16 protein-coding genes are annotated in these 18,062 nt (G+C 70.2%); 6 read left to right on the plus strand and 10 right to left on the minus strand.

The genetic code is table 11. The features are described 5' to 3' along the window. Nucleotides 1–51: 51 nt before the first annotated feature. Nucleotides 52–1,116 carry an ADP-ribosylglycohydrolase family protein gene (locus tag OG485_RS34100; protein WP_328672425.1) on the minus strand — a complete coding sequence of 355 codons (1,065 nt, stop codon included), beginning with the start codon at nt 1,114–1,116 and terminating at the stop codon, nt 52–54. A gap of 277 nt (nt 1,117–1,393) precedes the next feature. Between OG485_RS34100 and OG485_RS34105 the strand changes: the two genes are divergently transcribed. Beyond that, the gene (locus tag OG485_RS34105; protein ID WP_328674759.1) at nt 1,394–2,512 is read left to right on the plus strand and encodes a glycerate kinase; all 1,119 of its coding nucleotides are present in this window, start codon (nt 1,394–1,396) and stop codon (nt 2,510–2,512) included. Nucleotides 2,513–2,531: 19 nt separating this feature from the next. On the opposite strand, the gene OG485_RS34110 is transcribed toward OG485_RS34105, so the two are convergent. Further along, nucleotides 2,532–3,761: a PucR family transcriptional regulator gene (locus OG485_RS34110; RefSeq protein WP_328672426.1), complete on the minus strand. Its 1,230-nt coding sequence runs from the start codon at nt 3,759–3,761 to the stop codon at nt 2,532–2,534. A 180-nt stretch (nt 3,762–3,941) separates the two neighbouring features. On the opposite strand from OG485_RS34110, the gene OG485_RS34115 reads away from it, so the two are divergent. From OG485_RS34115 to OG485_RS34135, 5 genes are all read left to right on the plus strand, one after another. After that, the gene (locus OG485_RS34115) at nt 3,942–4,748 is read left to right on the plus strand and encodes an ABC transporter ATP-binding protein (protein ID WP_326784646.1); all 807 of its coding nucleotides are present in this window, start codon (nt 3,942–3,944) and stop codon (nt 4,746–4,748) included. A 127-nt stretch (nt 4,749–4,875) separates the two neighbouring features. After that, nucleotides 4,876–5,661 carry an ABC transporter ATP-binding protein gene (locus tag OG485_RS34120; protein ID WP_328674760.1) on the plus strand — a complete coding sequence of 262 codons (786 nt, stop codon included), beginning with the start codon at nt 4,876–4,878 and terminating at the stop codon, nt 5,659–5,661. Beyond that, nucleotides 5,658–6,548 carry a branched-chain amino acid ABC transporter permease gene (locus tag OG485_RS34125; protein WP_266763814.1) on the plus strand — a complete coding sequence of 297 codons (891 nt, stop codon included), beginning with the start codon at nt 5,658–5,660 and terminating at the stop codon, nt 6,546–6,548. Before OG485_RS34120 ends, OG485_RS34125 begins: the two co-directional genes overlap by 4 nt. A 55-nt stretch (nt 6,549–6,603) precedes the next feature. Further along, a complete protein-coding gene (locus OG485_RS34130; RefSeq protein ID WP_328674761.1) occupies nt 6,604–7,674 on the plus strand; it encodes a branched-chain amino acid ABC transporter permease in 1,071 nt (356 codons plus the stop codon). Continuing rightward, the gene (locus tag OG485_RS34135; RefSeq protein WP_328672427.1) at nt 7,671–8,933 is read left to right on the plus strand and encodes an ABC transporter substrate-binding protein; all 1,263 of its coding nucleotides are present in this window, start codon (nt 7,671–7,673) and stop codon (nt 8,931–8,933) included. Before OG485_RS34130 ends, OG485_RS34135 begins: the two co-directional genes overlap by 4 nt. Before the next feature lie 128 nt (nt 8,934–9,061). Here the strand turns inward: OG485_RS34135 and pssA are convergent, their stop codons facing one another. The 8 genes from pssA to OG485_RS34175 all read right to left on the minus strand — a co-directional run bounded on the left by pssA (nt 9,062) and on the right by OG485_RS34175 (nt 18,060). Beyond that, entirely contained in the window at nt 9,062–9,880 is an 819-nt protein-coding gene (gene pssA, locus OG485_RS34140; protein ID WP_328674762.1) for a CDP-diacylglycerol--serine O-phosphatidyltransferase, read from the minus strand. A 22-nt stretch (nt 9,881–9,902) separates the two neighbouring features. Then, nucleotides 9,903–10,550 (minus strand): phosphatidylserine decarboxylase, encoded by a 648-nt coding sequence (locus OG485_RS34145; RefSeq protein ID WP_078943298.1) that lies wholly within the window; start codon nt 10,548–10,550, stop codon nt 9,903–9,905. A 170-nt stretch (nt 10,551–10,720) separates the two neighbouring features. Further along, nucleotides 10,721–11,926 carry an acyl-CoA dehydrogenase family protein gene (locus OG485_RS34150; RefSeq protein WP_328672428.1) on the minus strand — a complete coding sequence of 402 codons (1,206 nt, stop codon included), beginning with the start codon at nt 11,924–11,926 and terminating at the stop codon, nt 10,721–10,723. A gap of 2 nt (nt 11,927–11,928) precedes the next feature. Further along, nucleotides 11,929–12,456, minus strand: coding sequence for a MaoC family dehydratase (locus OG485_RS34155; RefSeq protein WP_261705053.1), 528 nt, complete (start codon nt 12,454–12,456; stop codon nt 11,929–11,931). Nucleotides 12,457–12,461: 5 nt separating this feature from the next. Further along, nucleotides 12,462–13,427: an HpcH/HpaI aldolase/citrate lyase family protein gene (locus tag OG485_RS34160; protein WP_326784643.1), complete on the minus strand. Its 966-nt coding sequence runs from the start codon at nt 13,425–13,427 to the stop codon at nt 12,462–12,464. After that, entirely contained in the window at nt 13,424–15,472 is a 2,049-nt protein-coding gene (locus tag OG485_RS34165) for a protein meaA (RefSeq protein ID WP_328672429.1), read from the minus strand. The genes OG485_RS34160 and OG485_RS34165 overlap by 4 nt, the downstream gene beginning before the upstream one ends. Nucleotides 15,473–15,481: 9 nt before the next feature. After that, the gene (gene ccrA, locus OG485_RS34170) at nt 15,482–16,819 is read right to left on the minus strand and encodes a crotonyl-CoA carboxylase/reductase (RefSeq protein ID WP_328672430.1); all 1,338 of its coding nucleotides are present in this window, start codon (nt 16,817–16,819) and stop codon (nt 15,482–15,484) included. A gap of 428 nt (nt 16,820–17,247) precedes the next feature. Then, complete coding sequence (locus tag OG485_RS34175; protein ID WP_328672431.1) at nt 17,248–18,060, minus strand: TetR family transcriptional regulator; 813 nt, start codon at nt 18,058–18,060, stop codon at nt 17,248–17,250. Nucleotides 18,061–18,062 lie beyond the last annotated feature (2 nt).

Below are 18,062 nucleotides of genomic sequence, written 5' to 3' on the forward strand. Positions count from 1 at the left end.
GAGAACACCCGTACGTTCGCGGGCGGCGGGCGGCGGGCGGCGGCCCGGGGCTCAGGCTTCGGCCAGCGCGACCGTGCGTGACGCGAGCTCGCTGATCCGTACCCCGTCGAAGCCGAACACCGCGCTGCGGACGGTGTCCTCCAGCGGGTCCTTCCACTGCGGGGGGATCGCCTCCGCACCGCACAGGACGCCCGCGACGGAGCCCGCGGTCGCGCCGTTCGAGTCGGTGTCCAGGCCGCCGCGGACCGTCAGCGTGATGGTGCGGGTGAAGTCCCCGTCGCCGTACAGCAGCCCCGCGGTCAGCACCGCCGCGTTCGGGACCGTGTGGATCCAGCCCATCCCCGCTGTCTCCTCGGACACGGCGGTGAGCGTGTCCTCCCAGGTCATCCGGGTCTCGTGGAGCGCGAGCACCCGGCGCACGGTGCGGGACAGGCGGCTGCTCGCGGGGATCACGGTGAGCGCCGTGTCCAGCGCGTCCCGGACGGAGGGGGCGGTGAAGGCCGCGGAGATCAGCGCCGCCGCCCACATCGCGCCGTACACGCCGTTGCCCGTGTGGGACAGGACGGCGTCACGGCGGGCCAGGGAGGCGGCGCGCTGCGGCTGCCCCGGCGACGTCCAGCCGTAGACGTCCGCGCGGATCAGCGCCCCGATCCATTCCTGGTACGGGTTCTCGTACGTCGCCGTCACCGGCGGTTTCAGACCCTTGGCGAGGTTGCGGTAGGCGGCGCGCTCCGCCGTGAACGTCTGGAGATACGGAAGCCGCGTCAGCCACAGGTCACCGACCTGCTCGGTGCTGAACGAGAAGCCGTGCGTCTCCAGCAGGTCGAGTCCGAGGATCGCGTAGTCCACGTCGTCGTCACGGCAGCTGCCGTGGATGCGGCCGCGCACACAGTCGCGCCATTCGGGCCGCAGCTCGAACTCGCCCCCGTCGTCGTCGGCGGGCCCGGGGAGATAGTCGGTCAGGGGCAGGGCGGCGGCCTGCCGCAGATAGCGGTCGATCCGGTCCCGCGTCCAGTGGTCGCCCTGCTCGACCGGCTTGCCGAGCATGTTGCCCGCGATCCGGCCGAGCCAGCCCCCGAGGACGCGGTCGGCGAAGTCGGTGCCCACAGGGGTCATGGCTCCGGTCTACCCAATTCCGGGCGGGCGTGCTCGTCGGGAGGGCAGGGAACCGGGTGCTCCGGGAGCCGCCGGGCCCGCAGACGTCCGTGCCGGACGGATCGACGGCCGCCGGTCCCGGGCCGGTCCAGGGCCGGTCCCGGGGACTGGGCAGGGGCATGACGGCGGGGGTCCGCTCCGGCTAAGGTCGCAGCGGCGCGACTGCCTTGACGTGTGCAAGGCCCGGAAGCAAGGGGAATGCAAGGTGGCGGACGCAGCTGTGGATCGGACCCCGCGTGTGCTCATCGCGGCGGACAAGTTCAAGGGATCTTTGACGGCCGTACAGGTCGCGGAGCGGGTGACCGCGGGACTGCGCCGGGTCGCGCCGCACGCCGAGATCGAGTCGCTGCCCGTGGCCGACGGCGGCGACGGCACCGTCGACGCGGCGGTCGCGGCCGGATTCGAGCGCCGCGAGGTGCGCGTCGCCGGACCGCTGGGCCACGAGGTGACGGCCGCGTTCGCGCTGCGCGGGCGGACGGCGGTCGTGGAGATGGCCGAGGCGAGCGGGCTCCAGCGGCTGCCCAAGGGCGTCTTCGCGCCGCTCTCGTCCTCGACGTACGGCACCGGGGAACTGTTGCGGGCCGCGCTGGACGCCGGTGCCGACACCGTCGTCTTCGGCGTGGGCGGCAGCGCGACGACGGACGGCGGGGCGGGCATGCTCTCCGCGCTCGGCGCGCGTTTCCTCGACGCGGAGGGTGAGCCGGTGGCTCCCGGCGGCGCCGCGCTGGGCGATGTGGAGAGCGCCGATCTGTCCGGCCTCGACGACCGGCTCGCGGCGGTCGACCTCGTCCTGGCCAGCGACGTGGACAACCCGCTGACCGGCCCGACGGGCGCGCCCGCCGTCTACGGCCCCCAGAAGGGCGCCGGTCCCGACGACGTGGCGGTGCTGGACAGCGCCCTCGCCCATTTCGCCGGCGTCCTGGAGAAGGAGATCGGACCGAACGCCGCCGGGTACGCCACCGCGCCCGGCGCCGGTGCCGCGGGCGGAGTCGGATACGGGGCCCTGGTCCTGGGCGCACGCTTCCGGCCCGGCATCGAGGTGATGCTCGACGTGCTCGGCTTCGCGCCCGCGCTGGAGCGCGCCACGCTGGTGATCACCGGTGAGGGGTCGCTGGACGAACAGACCCTGCACGGCAAGGCGCCCGCCGGGGTCGCGGCGGCCGCACGGGCAGGGGGCAAGGAGGTCGTCGCGGTCTGCGGCCGCCTCGCGCTCCGGCCCGAGGCGCTCGGCCGGGCCGGCATCCGGCGGGCCTACCCCCTCACCGAGGCCGAGCCCGACATCGCGAAGTGCCTCTCCGACGCGGGCCCGATCCTGGAGCGGGTGGCGGAGAACATCGGACGGGACTTCCTGCTCTGAGGGCCAGGAGGCTGTCGTCTCACCGTCCCGGCCCCGCCCCCGTGACCGGCGTGGTGCCCGCCAGCCGGTAGGCGTCCAGGGCCAGGGTCATCTCGATCAGGTCGCGCGGGCGGGCCAGTGAGCGTGAGGTGAGCTGTTCCAGCCGGCGCAGGCGGTTGAACACGGTGTTGCGGTGGCAGTACAGACGTCCGGCCGCGCGTCCCGCGGAACCCTCGCAGGCCAGCCACATGTCCAGCGTCTCGATCAGCACGGCCCGGTCCCCGGGTTCGAGTTCGAGCAGCGTGCCGAACACGTCGGACACCAGCCGGGCCGCCAGCTCCGGCTGGCTCACGACGAGCGCCGTCGGCATCCGCTGATCCAGGCGTACGACACCGGTCGCGTCCGGCGGACAGGTGCGCAGCGCCAGTTCGGCCCACCGCCGGGCCCGCCCCAGCTCGCCCAGACCCGAGACGACGGGACTGATGCCGCCCGGACCCGAGCGCCGTCCGTCCAGCAGCCGGGCCACCCCGTCCAGGCCCTGTCCGGCGTCCAGCGCCACCACCGCGATCTCGCAGTCGGCCCGCATCCGCCAGATGAACCGCAGTCCCGCGCCCACCATCGGCCGGACGCAGACGTCCCGTCCGTCGTGGCGCTCCGTCCGCAGCACGACGACGGCATACGGTCCGTGCTCGGGCAGATCGAGCCCGGCCGCCGCCCGCGCCGCGAGCCCCGGCGCCTCCTGGCCCTCAAGCAGCGCGTCGAGCAGAGCCTGGAGTTGCTCGTCGGTGCGCCGCCGCAGCTCCCGTTCCGTGGCGAGGTAGGACTCCGACGCGGTCGTGGCCTGCGCGTCCACGGCCGACCACACCATCGTGGCGCACCGCATGAGCACCGCGAGCCGCTCGGGCTCCCGGCTCGCCGCGCTCTCCACCAGCGCGTCCCACACCAGATAGCCCGCGGCACGGTAGGCGTGCACCAGGAGTTCGAGCGGCAGCCCCTGGTGGGCCCGCCGCCGTCCCGCCTCCTCGGCGTGCTCCAGATCGCGGCGTGGTGAGTCCCGCGGTGCGGAGATCGCCTTGATGCCGATGCGCATCGCGGTCTCCGCCTCCCGCCACTGCTGGTCGTACGGCAGCACCTGTCCGTAGACGGGGGAGTACTCGGTGAGCTGCCTGACGTGCTCGTCGACGAGCTCGGGCAGCCGTTCCAGCAGAGCCGTACACGACTCCGCGAGCAGCTTCCAGTCATGACCGGTCCGCGGTCTGCGCCCTCCCATGGCCGGAGGATGCCACCGGGACACGGGGTCGCACAGGCCCCTGACACGCGGTGTTGTGCGCGTGCACAACGGGCGGGCGCCACCGGTGGGCTCCCGCCGCGATTCGGCCGCAGCCCGTGGACGGGGGTCTTCGCCGGTGCTGAGGTGAGCGCCACACCGAGCGAGGACAAGGGAGATGCCATGGGCGGTTCCGCTCTGCTCGTGCGGGAACTGTCGGTCGGATACGGCCCCGTACGCGCACTGCGTCATGTGTCGTTGGAGGTGCCCGAGGCAGCCGTGGTGACGGTCCTCGGCGGCAACGGCGCTGGCAAGACGACGCTGCTGCGGGCGGTGTGCCGGACCCTCTCCTTCCACGGGGGAGCGGTCACCGGTGGCACGGTCACGCTGGGGGGACGTCCGCTGGACCGGCTGCCGCCGGACCGGGTGGTGGCCGCCGGGGTGTCCCAGGTCCCGGAAGGGCGGCGGGTGTTCAGCCGGATGACGGTCGCGGACAATCTGCGCGCCGGAGCCCTCGGCGGCACCGGCGGCCGCGTCGGCAGGGCGCGCGCCCTGCGGCGGGTGCACGAGCTGTTCCCCGTCCTCGCCGAGCGCGCCGACCAGCGGGCGGGGCTGCTGTCCGGCGGGGAACAGCAGATGCTCGCGGTCGGCCGGGCGCTCATGGGCGCTCCCCGGGTGCTGCTGCTCGACGAGCCCTCCCTCGGGCTCGCGCCGCTGATGGCCGCGCGGATCGCCGACACCGTGCGGGAGATCAACGAACAGGGCACCTCCGTCCTGCTCGTCGAACAGAACGCCGCCCTCGCCCTGCGCCTCGCGTCCCGTGCTTACGTCCTGGAGGTCGGCGAGGTCACCCTGTCCGGTCCCGCGGACGAACTCGCCGCCTCCGACGAGGTGCGCCGCCGCTATCTCGGCGTGGTCGACGAGGACGCCGCGGCCGACGGGGCGGCCACGCCCGACGGCCTTCCGTCCCTGACCCGCTGGAAGGGGTGAACCCACCGTGGAAGAACGCGACAACGCGGCGGCCCGCACGGCAGCGCCAGCAACCGCGCCGGCTCGCCCGGAAGCTCCGGAGGCCGCGAAGGGCCGCCCGGCCGCTCCGGAGGCCGTGCCCTCCGGCATCCCGTCGCTCGACGTCCGGGACGTGACCGTCCGCTTCGCCGGGCTGACCGCGCTCGACGCGGTGAGCTTCACCGTGCGGCCGGGCACCGTGCACGCCCTCATCGGCCCGAACGGGGCGGGGAAGTCCACTTGCTTCAACGTGCTGTCCGGTGTGTGCCGGCCCGCCGCCGGAAGCGTCCGCCTCGGGGAGCAGGAGCTCACCGGCCTGCCGCCCCACCGGATCGCCGGGCTCGGTGTGGCCCGGATCTTCCAGAACCTCGCCCTGCCCGCGCACGCCACGGTCGAGGACTGTCTGATGCTCGGCCGGCACCGGCTGACCCGCGCCGGATTCCTCGCCGCCGGGCTGCGGCTGCCCTCGGCGGCCCGCGAGGACCGGCGCCACCGCGAACGCGTCCGCGAGATCGCCGCGTTCGTGGGCCTTCAGGGACAGCTCGGCCGGCCGGCCGGTTCGCTCCCGTACGGGCAGCAGAAGCTCGCCGAGCTCGCCCGCGCCCTGTGCATGGAGCCCCGGGTCCTGCTCCTGGACGAACCCGTCGCCGGCATGACCGCCGACGAACGGCGCCGGACCGCCGCGGTCGTCGCCGGGGTCCGCGACAGCCTCGGCATCTCGATCGTGCTCGTGGAACACGACATGGGGGTGGTGATGCGGCTCGCGGACGCGGTGACCGTACTGGACTTCGGGCGCCGGATCGCCGACGGCGCCCCCGCAGACGTACAGAACGATCCGGCGGTGGTGCGTGCCTATCTGGGCGAGCGCGCCGAGCCAGAGGAGACCGCGTCATGAGCACCTTCGTCGAACTCCTGCTCAACGGCCTGTCCATGGGCTCCGTCTACGCCCTCATCGCCCTGGGCTTCGTCGTCATCTTCCGGGCCACCGAGGTCGTCAACTTCGCCCACGCCTCCCTGCTGCTCGCGGGCGGCTATGTCACCGCGACCCTCCACGACGACATCGGCTTCTGGCCCGCCCTGCTCGCCGGGGTCGCGGGCGCCGCGCTGGTGGGGGCCGCCGTGGAGTTCCTGGTGATGCGCCGCTACCGGGGCTCCGACCAGAGCGTCCTCGCCATCGTCACCATCGGCGTCGACATCCTGCTCACCACCGAGCTGACCCGGCGGATCGGCACGGACGTGCTGGCGCTGGGCGACCCCTGGGGCAACGCCGTCCTCACCGTCGGCCCTGTCTCCATCGCCCACACCCGGATCGCGGCGTTCGTCGCGGCGGCCCTGCTCATCACGGCCTTCCTGCTGGCCTTCCGCTACACGTCCTGGGGCGTGGCGATGCGCGCCGCCGCGGAGAGCCCGGAGACCGCCGCCCTGATGGGGGTCCGGCTCGGCCGGGTGTCGCTGGGGGCCTGGGCGGTGGCCGGCGGCCTCGCGGCCGTCGCCGCGCTGTTCCTGACCGTCTTCCCGACACCCGGGCTGGAACGCGCCACCTCGCTGGCCGCGCTCAAGGCGTTCCCCGCGGCGATCCTCGGAGGCCTCGACTCGACGACCGGCGCGCTGGTCGGCGGACTCCTCGTCGGCGTCACCGAGTCCCTGGCCACCGGCTACCAGAGCGACCTCACCTTCCTCGGGCGCGGCCTCGGCGACCTCGCGCCCTACGTGGTCATGGTCGCGATCCTGCTCATCCGGCCCGCCGGGCTGTTCGGCACGAAGGAGCTCGCCCGTGTCTGAGGTCCTCATCCACGACGAGGCGGGCAGTGCCTCCCGCCCCGCCCGCCGGCGCACGATCCGGCTCCCCGCGGCCCGGACCGCCGCCGGGACGGTGGGCGCCGTCCTGCTGCTCGCGCTGCCCTTCTACGTCGACCGCTTCTGGCTGCAGGCCGGACTGTTCGCGATGGCCGCCGCGATCGGCGCCATCGGCCTGAACCTCCTGACCGGCGCGACCGGACAGCTCTCCATGGGGCACGCCTTCTTCCTCGCGGTCGGCGCATACGGGTACTGCGTGTTCGCCGCCGACGGGGGCGACGGACTGACCGGGCTCGGACTGCCCGCCTGGCTCGCGGCCGTGCTCGCCGTGGCCGTCTCCGGGATCGCCGGGGGCCTGTTCAGCCCGATCGCGGGACGGCTGCGCGGCGCCTACCTCGGCATCGCCACGCTCGCCCTGATCTTCATCGGACAGCACGTCCTGTTCAACGCCCGGGATCTGACGGGCGGCTTCAACGGCCGCGACGTACCGCCGCTCAGCCTCTTCGGGCTCACCTTCGACGACCGCGAGCTGGTCGTCGCGAACGTGCCCTTCGGCTCGGCCGAGAAGCTCTGGTACGTGGGTCTGCTGCTGCTCCTCGGCTGCGGGCTGTTCGCCCGAGGGGTGCTGCGCGGCCGGCCCGGCCGGGCGATGAACGCGATCCGCGACCACCGGATCGCGGCCGGGGTGATCGGCGTGCCCGTCGCCCGGTACCGCGCCGGCGTCTTCGTCCTGTCCTCGATGTACGCGGGCCTGGCCGGGGTGCTGCTCGCCCTGGTCTTCCAGCGCACGGTGCCCGACTACTTCGGGATCACTCTCTCGCTCGACTATCTCGCCATGATCGTCATCGGCGGGCTCGGCTCGGTGGCCGGGGCGGTCGCCGGGGCCGTGTTCGTCTCGCTGCTGCCCCAGCTGCTGACCCGCTACAGCGACACCCTTCCCCTGGTCTCGGACCCGGGCATGGGCGGGATCGCGCCGGGTGAGGCGGCCCGGTACCTGTACGGCGCCGCTGTCGTGGCGGTGGTGCTTTTCCTTCCGGGCGGTCTGGTCAGGGTGGCCGCCCGGCTTCGCGTCACGCCCCGTCCCGGGGCCACTCCAGGGGAGGAAGAATGAGAACGACACACACCGCGAGGCTGGCCGCCGGGGCGCTGGCCGCCCTGCTCGTGCTGGCCGGATGCAGCTCCAAGGCCAAGGACGACGACGGCGACAAGGGGGCGGCCGGCGGGGTGAAGACCGGCAAGGGGATCTCCGGGAAGACGATCAGCCTCGGCGTGCTCACGGACATGAGCGGTGTCTACGCGACGCTCGGCAAGAGCGTCACCCAGGCCCAGCAGCTCTACGTGAAGCAGACCAACGCCGCCGGCGGCGTCTGCGGCTACAAGCTGGCGCTCACGGTCCGCGACCACGGCTACGACCCGCAGAAGGCCGTCTCCGGCTACACGGAGCTGGCACCGAAGGTGCTGGGCTTCACCCAGTTCATCGGCTCGCCGTTCGTCGCGGCCGTCAAGCAGCGCATCGACGGCCAGGACAAGGCCCTGGTCCTGCCGCAGGCCTGGTCGGCCACCCTCCTGGGCAGCCCGTACATCCGGCCCATCGGCTCCACGTACGACATCGAGACGATCAACGCGATCGACTTCCTGATGAAGGAGAAGGGCCTGAAGAAGGGCGACAGCATCGGCCATGTGTACTTCGAGGGCGACTACGGAGAGAACGCTCTGACGGGCTCCCGGTACATGGCGAAGCAGTCGGGTCTCAAGGTCGTCGAGCAGAAGATCAAACCCACGGACAACGACATGACCGGCCAGGTCGTCGCGCTGAAGAAGGCCGGGGTGAAGGCCGTCGTGATCAGCGCGGGACCGCGGCAGGCGGCCTCGCTCGTCGGGGTCGCGGCGGCCGGCAAGTTCAACGTTCCGATCATCGGCAACAACTCGGCGTTCGCCCCGCAGCTCCTGGCCACCGCGGCGGCCCCGGCGCTGGAGGCGAACTACTACGTCGCGAACCCCTCGCTGCCGGTCGGAGCGGACACCCCGAAGGCGAAGAAGCTGGTCGCGGACTACAAGGCCGCCTATCCGAAGGACTCCCTGGACAACGGCGTGGTGGCCGGCTGGACGGCCGCGACGGCGTTCGGCGAGGCGCTGAAGAAGGCCTGCGCGGCCAAGGACCTCACCCGTGAGGGCGTCGACAAGGCCCTGCTGACCATCGACGCCCTCGACACGGGGTTCGGCATCCCGCAGGACTTCACCGACCCGAAGTCGGCGTCGTCGAAGGAGAGCGTCATCCTCCAGCCCGACAAGAACGCCGTGGGCGGGATGAAGGTCGTCCGTGAGGCGGAGGCCTCGTCCGTCGCCCAGGGGTACACACCGGGCGCCTGACTCCGGCGCGCGCCCGGCGCATGACCCACTGCGCTCCCGCGCGGGGGCGCACGGGAGCGCAGTGGCTCCGCACAGCGGAAGGGCCCCGAACCGTGTGGTTCGGGGCCCTTCCGCTGTCGTACGGGGTGTTACGGGAGCTGTGCGGCTCGCGCCTCACGTCGGTTGCCCCGGAAGTTGTTCACCCGGCGGGCCGTGGCGAACAGCGGGATCACCGCGCCCATGACCAGCTGGAGCGCGCAACCGGTCTGGAGGAGCAGCTGGCCGCCGGGGGCGTCGAACGCCCAGGCCGCCAGGAGCGCCATCGAGAGCACGATCCAGGAGAGCATCGCCACCGCGAGGCGGCCACGCGGCTTGGGGTACTCGACCCGGCTCACCATCAGCCACGCGGTGCCCATGATCGCCATGAGCGTGGCGACGAAGGGCAGCTCCAGCAGGATGATCGAGACCACCGTCAGCGCGCCGAACGGGCTCGGCATGCCCTGGAACGTGCCGTCCTTCACCGTGACGCAGGAGAATCTCGCGAGCCTCAGCACCACGGCCAGGAGCACCACGATCGCCCCGACCGCCGCCACCTTCTGGTAGGCGTCGTCCGCGACCATGCCGTAGACCAGCACGAAGTACGCCGGTGCGAGACCGAAGCTGATCAGGTCGGACAGGTTGTCCAGCTCGGCGCCCATGGGGGAGGAGCGCAGCTTGCGGGCCACCAGGCCGTCGAACAGGTCGAAGACCGCGGCGCAGAGCATGAGGATCACGGCCGTGGCGGCGGAGTGACGGGCCATGCCCGACTCGTCGCTGCCCGTGAGGTGCGGGATCAGGATGCCGGTGGTGGTGTAGTACACCGCCATGAAGCCGCAGGTCGCGTTGCCCAGCGTGAGCGTGTCCGCTATCGAGAGGCGGAGCGAGAGAGGCATCTCCTCGTCGTCGTCCAGCTCATCGGCCTCCGGCACCCAGCCGGCCTGTGTCTCGGGATCAATCACGGTCAATTCGAGTCACCCCAGCCACGGTCTTCTGACCGACCTCCACGTCGACCTCGACACCCTCGGGGAGGTAGATGTCCACGCGAGAGCCGAAGCGGATCAGGCCGATCCGGTCACCCTGCTCGACCTTCGTCCCCTGCGGGATGTAGGGCACGATGCGGCGGGCGACGGCGCCGGCGATCTGGATCATCTCGATGTCACCGAGCTCGGTGTCGAAGTGCCAGACGACGCGCTCGTTGTTCTCGCTCTCCTTGTTGAACGCCGGGACGAACCCACCGGGGATGTGCTCGACCGACGTCACCGTGCCGGAGAGTGGCGCTCGGTTGACGTGGACGTTGAGCGGGCTCATGAAAATCGCGACGCGGGTGCGCCCGTCCTTCCACGGCATGATGCTCTGCACCACTCCGTCGGCGGGCGAGATGACCCGGCCCTGCGTGATCTCACGCTCGGGGTCGCGGAAGAACCACAGCATCCCGGCCGCGAGCGCGGTGGCGGGTACGGCCACGGCCTTGGCCGCGCCGGAACGGCGCGAACGGGCCAGGCTGAGTGCTGCGGTGGCAACGGTCGGGAGAAGCCACGGCGATGCTCCGCGCGCGAGGCGGACCCGGCCGCGAGGTGCAGAGGTTTGGCTGTGGGGCATGGATGACCTTCGTAGCGGATGATGCCGCGCTCGAACGGGGGACGGCGGCTTTCACGCGATCGTACCGGTCGCAGACCGCAACTGGGCAAGCCAAGATGCGGAGTCGACGGCTGAGGAGAGCTGACGGGGTGTGATCTTCTTCGCGAAGAAAACACCCCGAACCCGGACATCTAGCCCTGGAGTCGATACTCTTCGAGCAGTCGGCGCCCGATGATCATTTTCTGGATCTCGGCGGTACCCTCGCCGATCAGCAGCATCGGCGCCTCACGGTAGAGGCGTTCGATCTCGTACTCCTTGGAGAAGCCGTAGCCGCCGTGGATCCGGAAAGCATCTTCCACGACCTCTTTGCAGTACTCGGAGGCGAGGTACTTCGCCATCCCTGCTTCGAGGTCGTTTCGTTCCCCGGAGTCCTTTTTGCGAGCCGCGTTCACCATCATTGCATGGGCGGCCTCGACCTTGGTAGCCATCTCGGCCAACTTGAACTGGATCGCCTGGTGCTGAGCGATGGCCTTGCCGAAAGTGTGACGTTGCTGGGCATAGGAGACGCCGAGCTCAAATGCACGCTGTGCGACGCCGCAGCCACGAGCCGCGACATTGACGCGGCCGACCTCGACCCCGTCCATCATTTGGTAAAACCCTCGGCCGGTGGCGCCGCCGAGGACCCGATTGGCCGGAATGCGCAGTCCGTCCATGATGAGTTCGGTGGTGTCGACCCCCTTGTAACCCATCTTGTCGATCTTCCCGGGGATGGTGAGACCGGGACGGACCTCTCCGAAGCCGGGCTCCTTCTCCACGAGGAAGGTCGTCATCGACTTGTGGGGCGCCGTGCCCTCGGGGTGTCCTTCGTCACTCCGGACGAGAACGGCCACCAGATTCGATGATCCACCGTTCGTCAGCCACATCTTCTGGCCGTTCAGGACGTACTCGTCGCCGTCCTTGACCGCCTTGGATGTGATCGCCGACACATCCGAGCCGAGCGCCGGCTCCGACATCGAGAAGGCGCCGCGCGTCTCACCGAGCGCCATGCGGGGCAGGAAGTGGTCCTTCTGCTCCTGCGTCCCGTGCTGCTTGATCATGTACGCCACGATGAAGTGGGTGTTGATGATGCCGGAGACCGACATCCAGCCACGGGCGATCTCCTCGACGCACAGCGCGTACGTCAGGAGGGACTCGCCCAGGCCGCCGTACTCCTCGGGGATCATCAGCCCGAAGAGGCCGAGCTCCTTGAGACCGTCGACGATCGCCTGCGGATACTCGTCTCGGTGCTCCAGCTCGGTCGCGACCGGGATGATCTCCTTGTCCACGAAGTCGCGGACGGTGGAGAGGATCTCCTGCTGGACGTCGGTCAGACCGGCGGTCTGGGCGAGTCGTGCCATGACTACTTCTCCGTCTTCTTTTCCGCGGGTGCGGTGAGTTCGGGCCGGCCGGGCTGCTCGCCGCCGCGCTCCTTGATGTACGTCTCGGTGGGGACCATCACCTTGCGGCGGAACACGCAGACCAGCGTGCCGTCCTGCTTGTAGCCCTTGGTCTCCACGTAGACGATCCCGCGGTCCGACTTGGACCGGGAGGGCGTCTTGTCGAGGACCGTGGTCTCGCCGTAGATCGTGTCGCCGTGGAAGGTCGGCGCCACGTGCTTCAGCGACTCGACCTCCAGGTTGGCGATCGCCTTGCCCGAGACGTCCGGCACGGACATGCCGAGGAGCAGCGAGTAGATGTAGTTCCCCACGACGACGTTCTTGCCGAAATCGGTCGTCTTCTCCGCATAGTTGCTGTCCATGTGGAGGGGGTGGTGGTTCATGGTCAGCAGACAGAAGAGGTGGTCGTCGTACTCCGTGACCGTCTTCCCGGGCCAGTGCTTGTAGACCGCCCCGACCTCGAACTCTTCGTAGGTGCGTCCGAACTGCATGGTGCTCAGGCCTCCGGGGCTTCGAACGAGGTGGTGCGCTGCATGCCGGCGGCCCGGCCCTTGCCCGAGATGACGAGCGCCATCTTGCGGCTGGCCTCGTCGATCATCTCGTCGCCGAGCATCGCGGAGCCCTTCTTGCCGCCCGCCTCGGAGGTGTAGTAGTCGTACGCGTCCAGGATCAGCTCGGCGTGGTCGAAGTCCTCCTGCGAGGGGGAGAAGATCTCGTTCGAGGCCTCCACCTGACCCGGGTGCAGCACCCACTTGCCGTCGAAGCCGAGGGCGGCGGCGCGCTGGGCGACCGCGCGGTAGCCGTCGATGTTGCGGATCTGGAGGTAGGGACCGTCGATCGCCTGGAGGTTGTTGGCGCGCGCGGCCATCAGGATCTTCATCAGGATGTAGTGGTAGGCGTCCGCCGGGTAGCCGGGCGGCTGCTCACCCACGACCAGCGACTTCATGTTGATCGACGCCATGAAGTCGGCCGGGCCGAAGATGATCGTCTCCACGCGCTGCGAGGCCGTGGCGATCTCGTTGACGTTGTTCAGGCCCTGGGCGTTCTCGATCTGCGCCTCGATGCCGATCTTGCCGACCTCAAAGCCCATCGTCTTCTCGATCTGCGTCAGCAGCAGATCCAGCGCCACGACCTGCTGGGCCGTCTGGACCTTCGGCAGCATGATGCAGTCGAGGTTCTGGCCCGCGCCCTCGACGACGGTGACGACATCGCGGTACGTCCACTCGGTGGTCCAGTCGTTGACGCGCACGACCCGAGTCTTGCCGGTCCAGTCACCCTCGTTGAGGAACTTGACGATGGTGTGCCGGGCGTCGGGCTTGGCCAGCGGCGCGCACGCGTCCTCCAGGTCCAGGAAGACCTGGTCCGCGGGGAGCCCCTGGGCCTTCTCCAGGAAGCGGGGGTTGCTGCCCGGCACCGCCAGGCAGGAACGTCGCGGACGCAGACGGTTGACGGGCGTGGTCATGCGGGGACCTCCAGGGGGTCGAGCTTGTTCGCTTTCCGGATCTCGTCGACGATACGGCCGATGATTCCGGTGATGTCGAAGTCCTTCGGTGTGAAGACCGCGGCCACTCCCGCGGCCCGCAGCTGTTCGGCGTCGGCGTTCGGGATGATCCCGCCCGCGATCACCGGAATGTCGCCCGCGCCGGCCGTGCGCATCTTCTCCAGGACGTCCGGCACCAGCTGGGCGTGCGAGCCGGACAGGATGGACAGGCCGACAGCGTGCACGTCCTCGGCCACGGCCGCGTCCACGATCTGCTCCGGGGTGAGCCGGATGCCCTGGTAGACCACCTCGAACCCGGCGTCGCGGGCCCGCACGGCGATCTGCTCGGCGCCGTTGGAGTGCCCGTCCAGGCCCGGCTTGCCCACCAGGAACCGGAGGTTGCCGACGTTCATGTCCTTGGCGGTCAGTTCCACCTTGCGGCGCACCACGGCGAGCGCGGTGCCCTCCTCGGCGGTGACCGCGACGGGCGCCGACGAGACACCGGTCGGAGCGCGGAACTCGCCGAACACCTCGCGCAGGGCCCCGGCCCACTCGCCGGTGGTGACACCGGCGCGGGCGCACTCCAGGGTGGCCTCCATGAGGTTGTCCGTGCCCTTCGCGGCCTCCTTCAGCCGCTCCAGCGCCTTGCACGGGCGCGGGTGGTTGAAGGGCGGCTGGTAGCGCGTGTCGCGCCAGGTCCCCAGCGCGGAGATCACCCGGGCCTCGACCGCCGGGTCGACCGTCATGATCGCCGCGTCCAGGTCGGCCGTGAGCGGGTTCGGCTCGGTCGACTGGAAGATGTTGACGCCGACGATCTTGTCGGTGCCGCCCTCGATACGGCCCCGGCGCTCGGCGTGCGAGGAGACGAGCTGCGACTTCAGGTAGCCGGACTCGACGGCGGCCATCGCGCCGCCCATCTCCTCGATCCGCGCGATCTCGGCCAGCGACTCCTCGACCAGTTCGGTCACCTTGGCCTCGACGACGTGCGAGCCCTCGAAGATGTCCTCGTACTCCAGCAGGTCGCTCTCGTGCGCCAGCACCTGCTGGATGCGCAGCGACCACTGCTGGTCCCACGGGCGGGGCAGGCCCAGCGCCTCGTTCCAGGCGGGCAGTTGGACGGCACGCGCGCGGGCGTCCTTGGACAGGGTGACGGCCAGCATCTCCAGCACGATCCGCTGGACGTTGTTCTCCGGCTGCGCCTCGGTCAGACCGAGGGAGTTGACCTGGACGCCGTACCGGAAACGCCGCTGCTTGGGGTCCTCGATGCCGTACCGCTCACGCGTGATCTTGTCCCAGATCCGCCCGAACGCCCGCATCTTGCACATCTCCTCGATGAAGCGGACACCCGCGTTCACGAAGAAGGAGATACGGGCCACGACCTCGCCCTTGCGGTCCTCGGCGATCTGCCCGGACGCGAACACCGCGTCCAGGACGGCGATCGCCGTGGACATCGCGTACGCGATCTCCTGGACCGGCGTGGCGCCCGCCTCCTGCAGGTGGTAGCTGCAGATGTTGATCGGGTTCCACTTGGGGATGTGGTTGACCGTGTACGTGATCATGTCCGTCGTGAGACGGAGGGAGGGCACCGGCGGGAAGACGTGCGTCCCCCGCGAGAGGTACTCCTTCACGATGTCGTTCTGGGTCGTCCCCTGGAGCTTGGTGATGTCGACGCCCTGCTCCTCGGCGACGACCTGATAGAGCGCCAGCAGCCACATGGCGGTGGCGTTGATCGTCATCGAGGTGTTCATCTGCTCCAGGGGGATGTCCTGGAACAGCCGGCGCATGTCACCGAGGTGGGAGACCGGCACGCCGACCCGGCCGACCTCGCCGCGGGCGAGGATGTGGTCGGGGTCGTAACCCGTCTGTGTCGGCAGGTCGAAGGCCACGGAGAGCCCTGTCTGCCCCTTGGCGAGGTTGCGCCGGTACAACTCGTTGGACGCCTCGGCCGTGGAGTGGCCGGCGTACGTCCGCATGAGCCACGGCCGGTCCTTGACCTTCGGCCCGTCGGCTGTCTGACGCTCTGTCATGGGTGGACCTCAGACGTTCCGGAAGCGGTTGATGGCGTCGATGTGCTGGGCGCGCTTCTCCTGGTTGCGCACGCCCAGGCCCTCCTCGGGCGCCAGCGCGAGCACGCCGACCTTGCCCTGGTGGAGGTTGCGGTGCACGTCGTAGGCGGCCTGCCCGGTGTCCTCCAGGGAGTAGACCTTGGAGAGCGTCGGGTGGATCTTGCCCTTGGCGACGAGCCGGTTGGCCTCCCAGGCCTCGCGGTAGTTCGCGAAGTGCGAGCCGATGATCCGCTTCAGGGACATCCACAGGTAGCGGTTGTCGTACTCGTGCATGTAGCCCGAGGTCGAGGCACAGGTGGTGATGGTGCCGCCCTTGCGGGTGACGTAGACCGAGGCGCCGAAGGTCTCGCGGCCGGGGTGCTCGAAGACGATGTCGATGTCCTCGCCGCCGGTGAACTCGCGGATGCGCTTGCCGAAGCGCTTCCACTCCTTGGGGTCCTGGGTGTGCTCGTCCTTCCAGAACTTGTAGCCCTCGGCGTTGCGGTCGATGATCGCCTCGGCGCCCATCGAGCGGCAGATGTCCGCCTTCTGCTCGCTGGAAACGACGCAGATCGGGTTGGCACCGCCGGCGAGCGCGAACTGCGTGGCGTAACTGCCGAGTCCACCGCTCGCGCCCCAGATCAGGACGTTGTCGCCCTGCTTCATGCCGGCGCCGTTGCGGGAGACGAGCTGCCGGTAGGCGGTGGAGTTCACCAGCCCGGGGGCGGCGGCCTCCTCCCAGCTCAGGTGGTCCGGCTTGGGCATCAGCTGGTTGGACTTGACGAGCGCGATCTCGGCGAGGCCGCCGAAGTTGGTCTCGAAGCCCCAGATGCGCTGCTCGGGGTCGAGCATCGTGTCGTTGTGGCCGTCGGAGGACTCCAGCTCGACGGACAGACAGTGCGCGACGACCTCGTCGCCGGGCTTCCAGGAGTTGACTCCCGGGCCGGTGCGCAGGACGACGCCCGCGAGGTCCGAACCGATGATGTGGTACGGCAGGTCGTGGCGCTTGCTGAGCTCGCTGAGCCGCCCGTAGCGCTCCAGGAAGTTGAAGGTCGACACCGGCTCGAAGATCGACGTCCAGACCGAGTTGTAGTTCACGGAGGAGGCCATCACCGCGACCAGGGCCTCGCCCGGGCCGAGTTCCGGCACCGGCACGTCGTCCAGGTGGATCGACTTGCGGGGGTCCTTGTCGCGGCTGCTGAGCCCGGCGAACATCTCCGTCTCGTCCTTGTGCACGGTGATCGCGCGGTAGGACTCGGGGAGCGGAATGGCGGCGAAGTCGGCGGCCGTGGCCGTCTGCGACTGAATCGCGTCCAGGATTTCCTTCACGGTGTTGCCTCCGGCGATGCGCGTTCTGAGGGGGAACGCTGAGGGTTACGTCGGTGCTGCTGAGGGGTGTGCCGTCGGTTCGGCGGAGGTGGTGCTGTGGCAGCGCTGTGGTTGGCGCAGGAGGTTGCCTGTGACGCAGGCGTCCGGGCGCGCAGGCCCATGGGGCTTGCGGGGACAGCCGGCGTACGAATGGTCTCTGCACGCCGGCCGCCCGGACTCCTTCAACGTATGGCACGCCGTGTCACCTGACAAGGCACGGAGTGCCAGAAGTTGCGCTCAGGTGAAATCTTTACGTAACAAGTGAGCGATGATCGATCAAATCGAGGTGCAAAGAACTCAAAACAGGGCACAAAAAACGCCGGACGCGCTCGAAGTGAGCGTGTCCGGCGCGTGGTCGGAGAAGTGGGCCGTCGATGGACGGCGGGTCGCTACGACCGTTCCTTGAGAGCCTGCTCGATGGTGCGCATCACCTGGTCCAGCGGTGCGTCGACACGGGCGACGGTCACCAGGACGTCCCCCTCCGTGAACGACGACGTCGGCGCCTGTCGCGGCGCGGTCTCCCGTCCCGCGCCGATCCCGGTGCCGAAGGTCTTGCGGACGATCGCGAACGCGTGGTCCAGCTGCGTCTCCACGTCGCCCTGGCCGCCGGCCCGCAGCCACCGCCGCAGGACGTGGTTGTGGGCCGTGACCACGGCCGACGCGGCGACCTCGGCGAGCAGCGGATCGTCGTTGGCGTCGTCGTCGTGCGCGTGCTCGTCGAAATGGCCCAGCAGATAGCGCGTGAAGAGCCGCTCGTAGCGGGCCACCGAGGCGATCTCGGCCTCGCGCAGCGTCGGCACCTCGCGCGTCAGCTTGTAGCGGGAGACGGAGATCTCCGGCTGGGCCGCGTACATCTTCATGACTTCCTTGATGCCGCGGCACACGGTGTCGAGCGGATGCTCGTGCGGGGGCGCCGCGTTCAGCACCGCCTCGGCCCGGATCAGGGTGTCGTCGTGATCGGGGAAGATCGCCTCTTCCTTGGAGCGGAAGTGGCGGAAGAACGTCCGGCGGGCCACTCCGGCCCGGGCCGCGATCTCGTCGACGGTGGTCGCCTCGTACCCCTTGGCGGCGAACAGCTCCATGGCCGCGGCCGCCAGTTCCCGGCGCATCTTGAGGCGTTGGGCCGCCGCGCGACTGCCCGCGGCGCTCTCCGGCGCGTCGGGCGTGGCTGGTGTACGTGAGGACTTGGCGGGCTGGGGCATGC

It is taken from the genome of Streptomyces sp. NBC_00328, from assembly GCF_036139655.1.
Lineage (GTDB): Bacteria > Actinomycetota > Actinomycetes > Streptomycetales > Streptomycetaceae > Streptomyces.

Bases quoted from the DNA above. Each gene is read 5' to 3' on its own strand.
- OG485_RS34100 (WP_328672425.1), bottom strand. From the start codon at position 1,116: ATGACCCCTGTGGGCACCGACTTCGCCGACCGCGTCCTCGGGGGCTGG.
- OG485_RS34115 (WP_326784646.1), top strand. From the start codon at position 3,942: ATGGGCGGTTCCGCTCTGCTCGTGCGGGAACTGTCGGTCGGATACGGC.
- OG485_RS34165 (WP_328672429.1), bottom strand. From the start codon at position 15,472: ATGACAGAGCGTCAGACAGCCGACGGGCCGAAGGTCAAGGACCGGCCG.
- OG485_RS34125 (WP_266763814.1), top strand. From the start codon at position 5,658: ATGAGCACCTTCGTCGAACTCCTGCTCAACGGCCTGTCCATGGGCTCC.
- OG485_RS34155 (WP_261705053.1), bottom strand. From the start codon at position 12,456: ATGCAGTTCGGACGCACCTACGAAGAGTTCGAGGTCGGGGCGGTCTAC.
- OG485_RS34110 (WP_328672426.1), bottom strand. From the start codon at position 3,761: ATGGGAGGGCGCAGACCGCGGACCGGTCATGACTGGAAGCTGCTCGCG.
- OG485_RS34160 (WP_326784643.1), bottom strand. From the start codon at position 13,427: ATGACCACGCCCGTCAACCGTCTGCGTCCGCGACGTTCCTGCCTGGCG.
- OG485_RS34175 (WP_328672431.1), bottom strand. From the start codon at position 18,060: ATGCCCCAGCCCGCCAAGTCCTCACGTACACCAGCCACGCCCGACGCG.
- OG485_RS34150 (WP_328672428.1), bottom strand. From the start codon at position 11,926: ATGGCACGACTCGCCCAGACCGCCGGTCTGACCGACGTCCAGCAGGAG.
- OG485_RS34145 (WP_078943298.1), bottom strand. From the start codon at position 10,550: ATGCCCCACAGCCAAACCTCTGCACCTCGCGGCCGGGTCCGCCTCGCG.
- OG485_RS34135 (WP_328672427.1), top strand. From the start codon at position 7,671: ATGAGAACGACACACACCGCGAGGCTGGCCGCCGGGGCGCTGGCCGCC.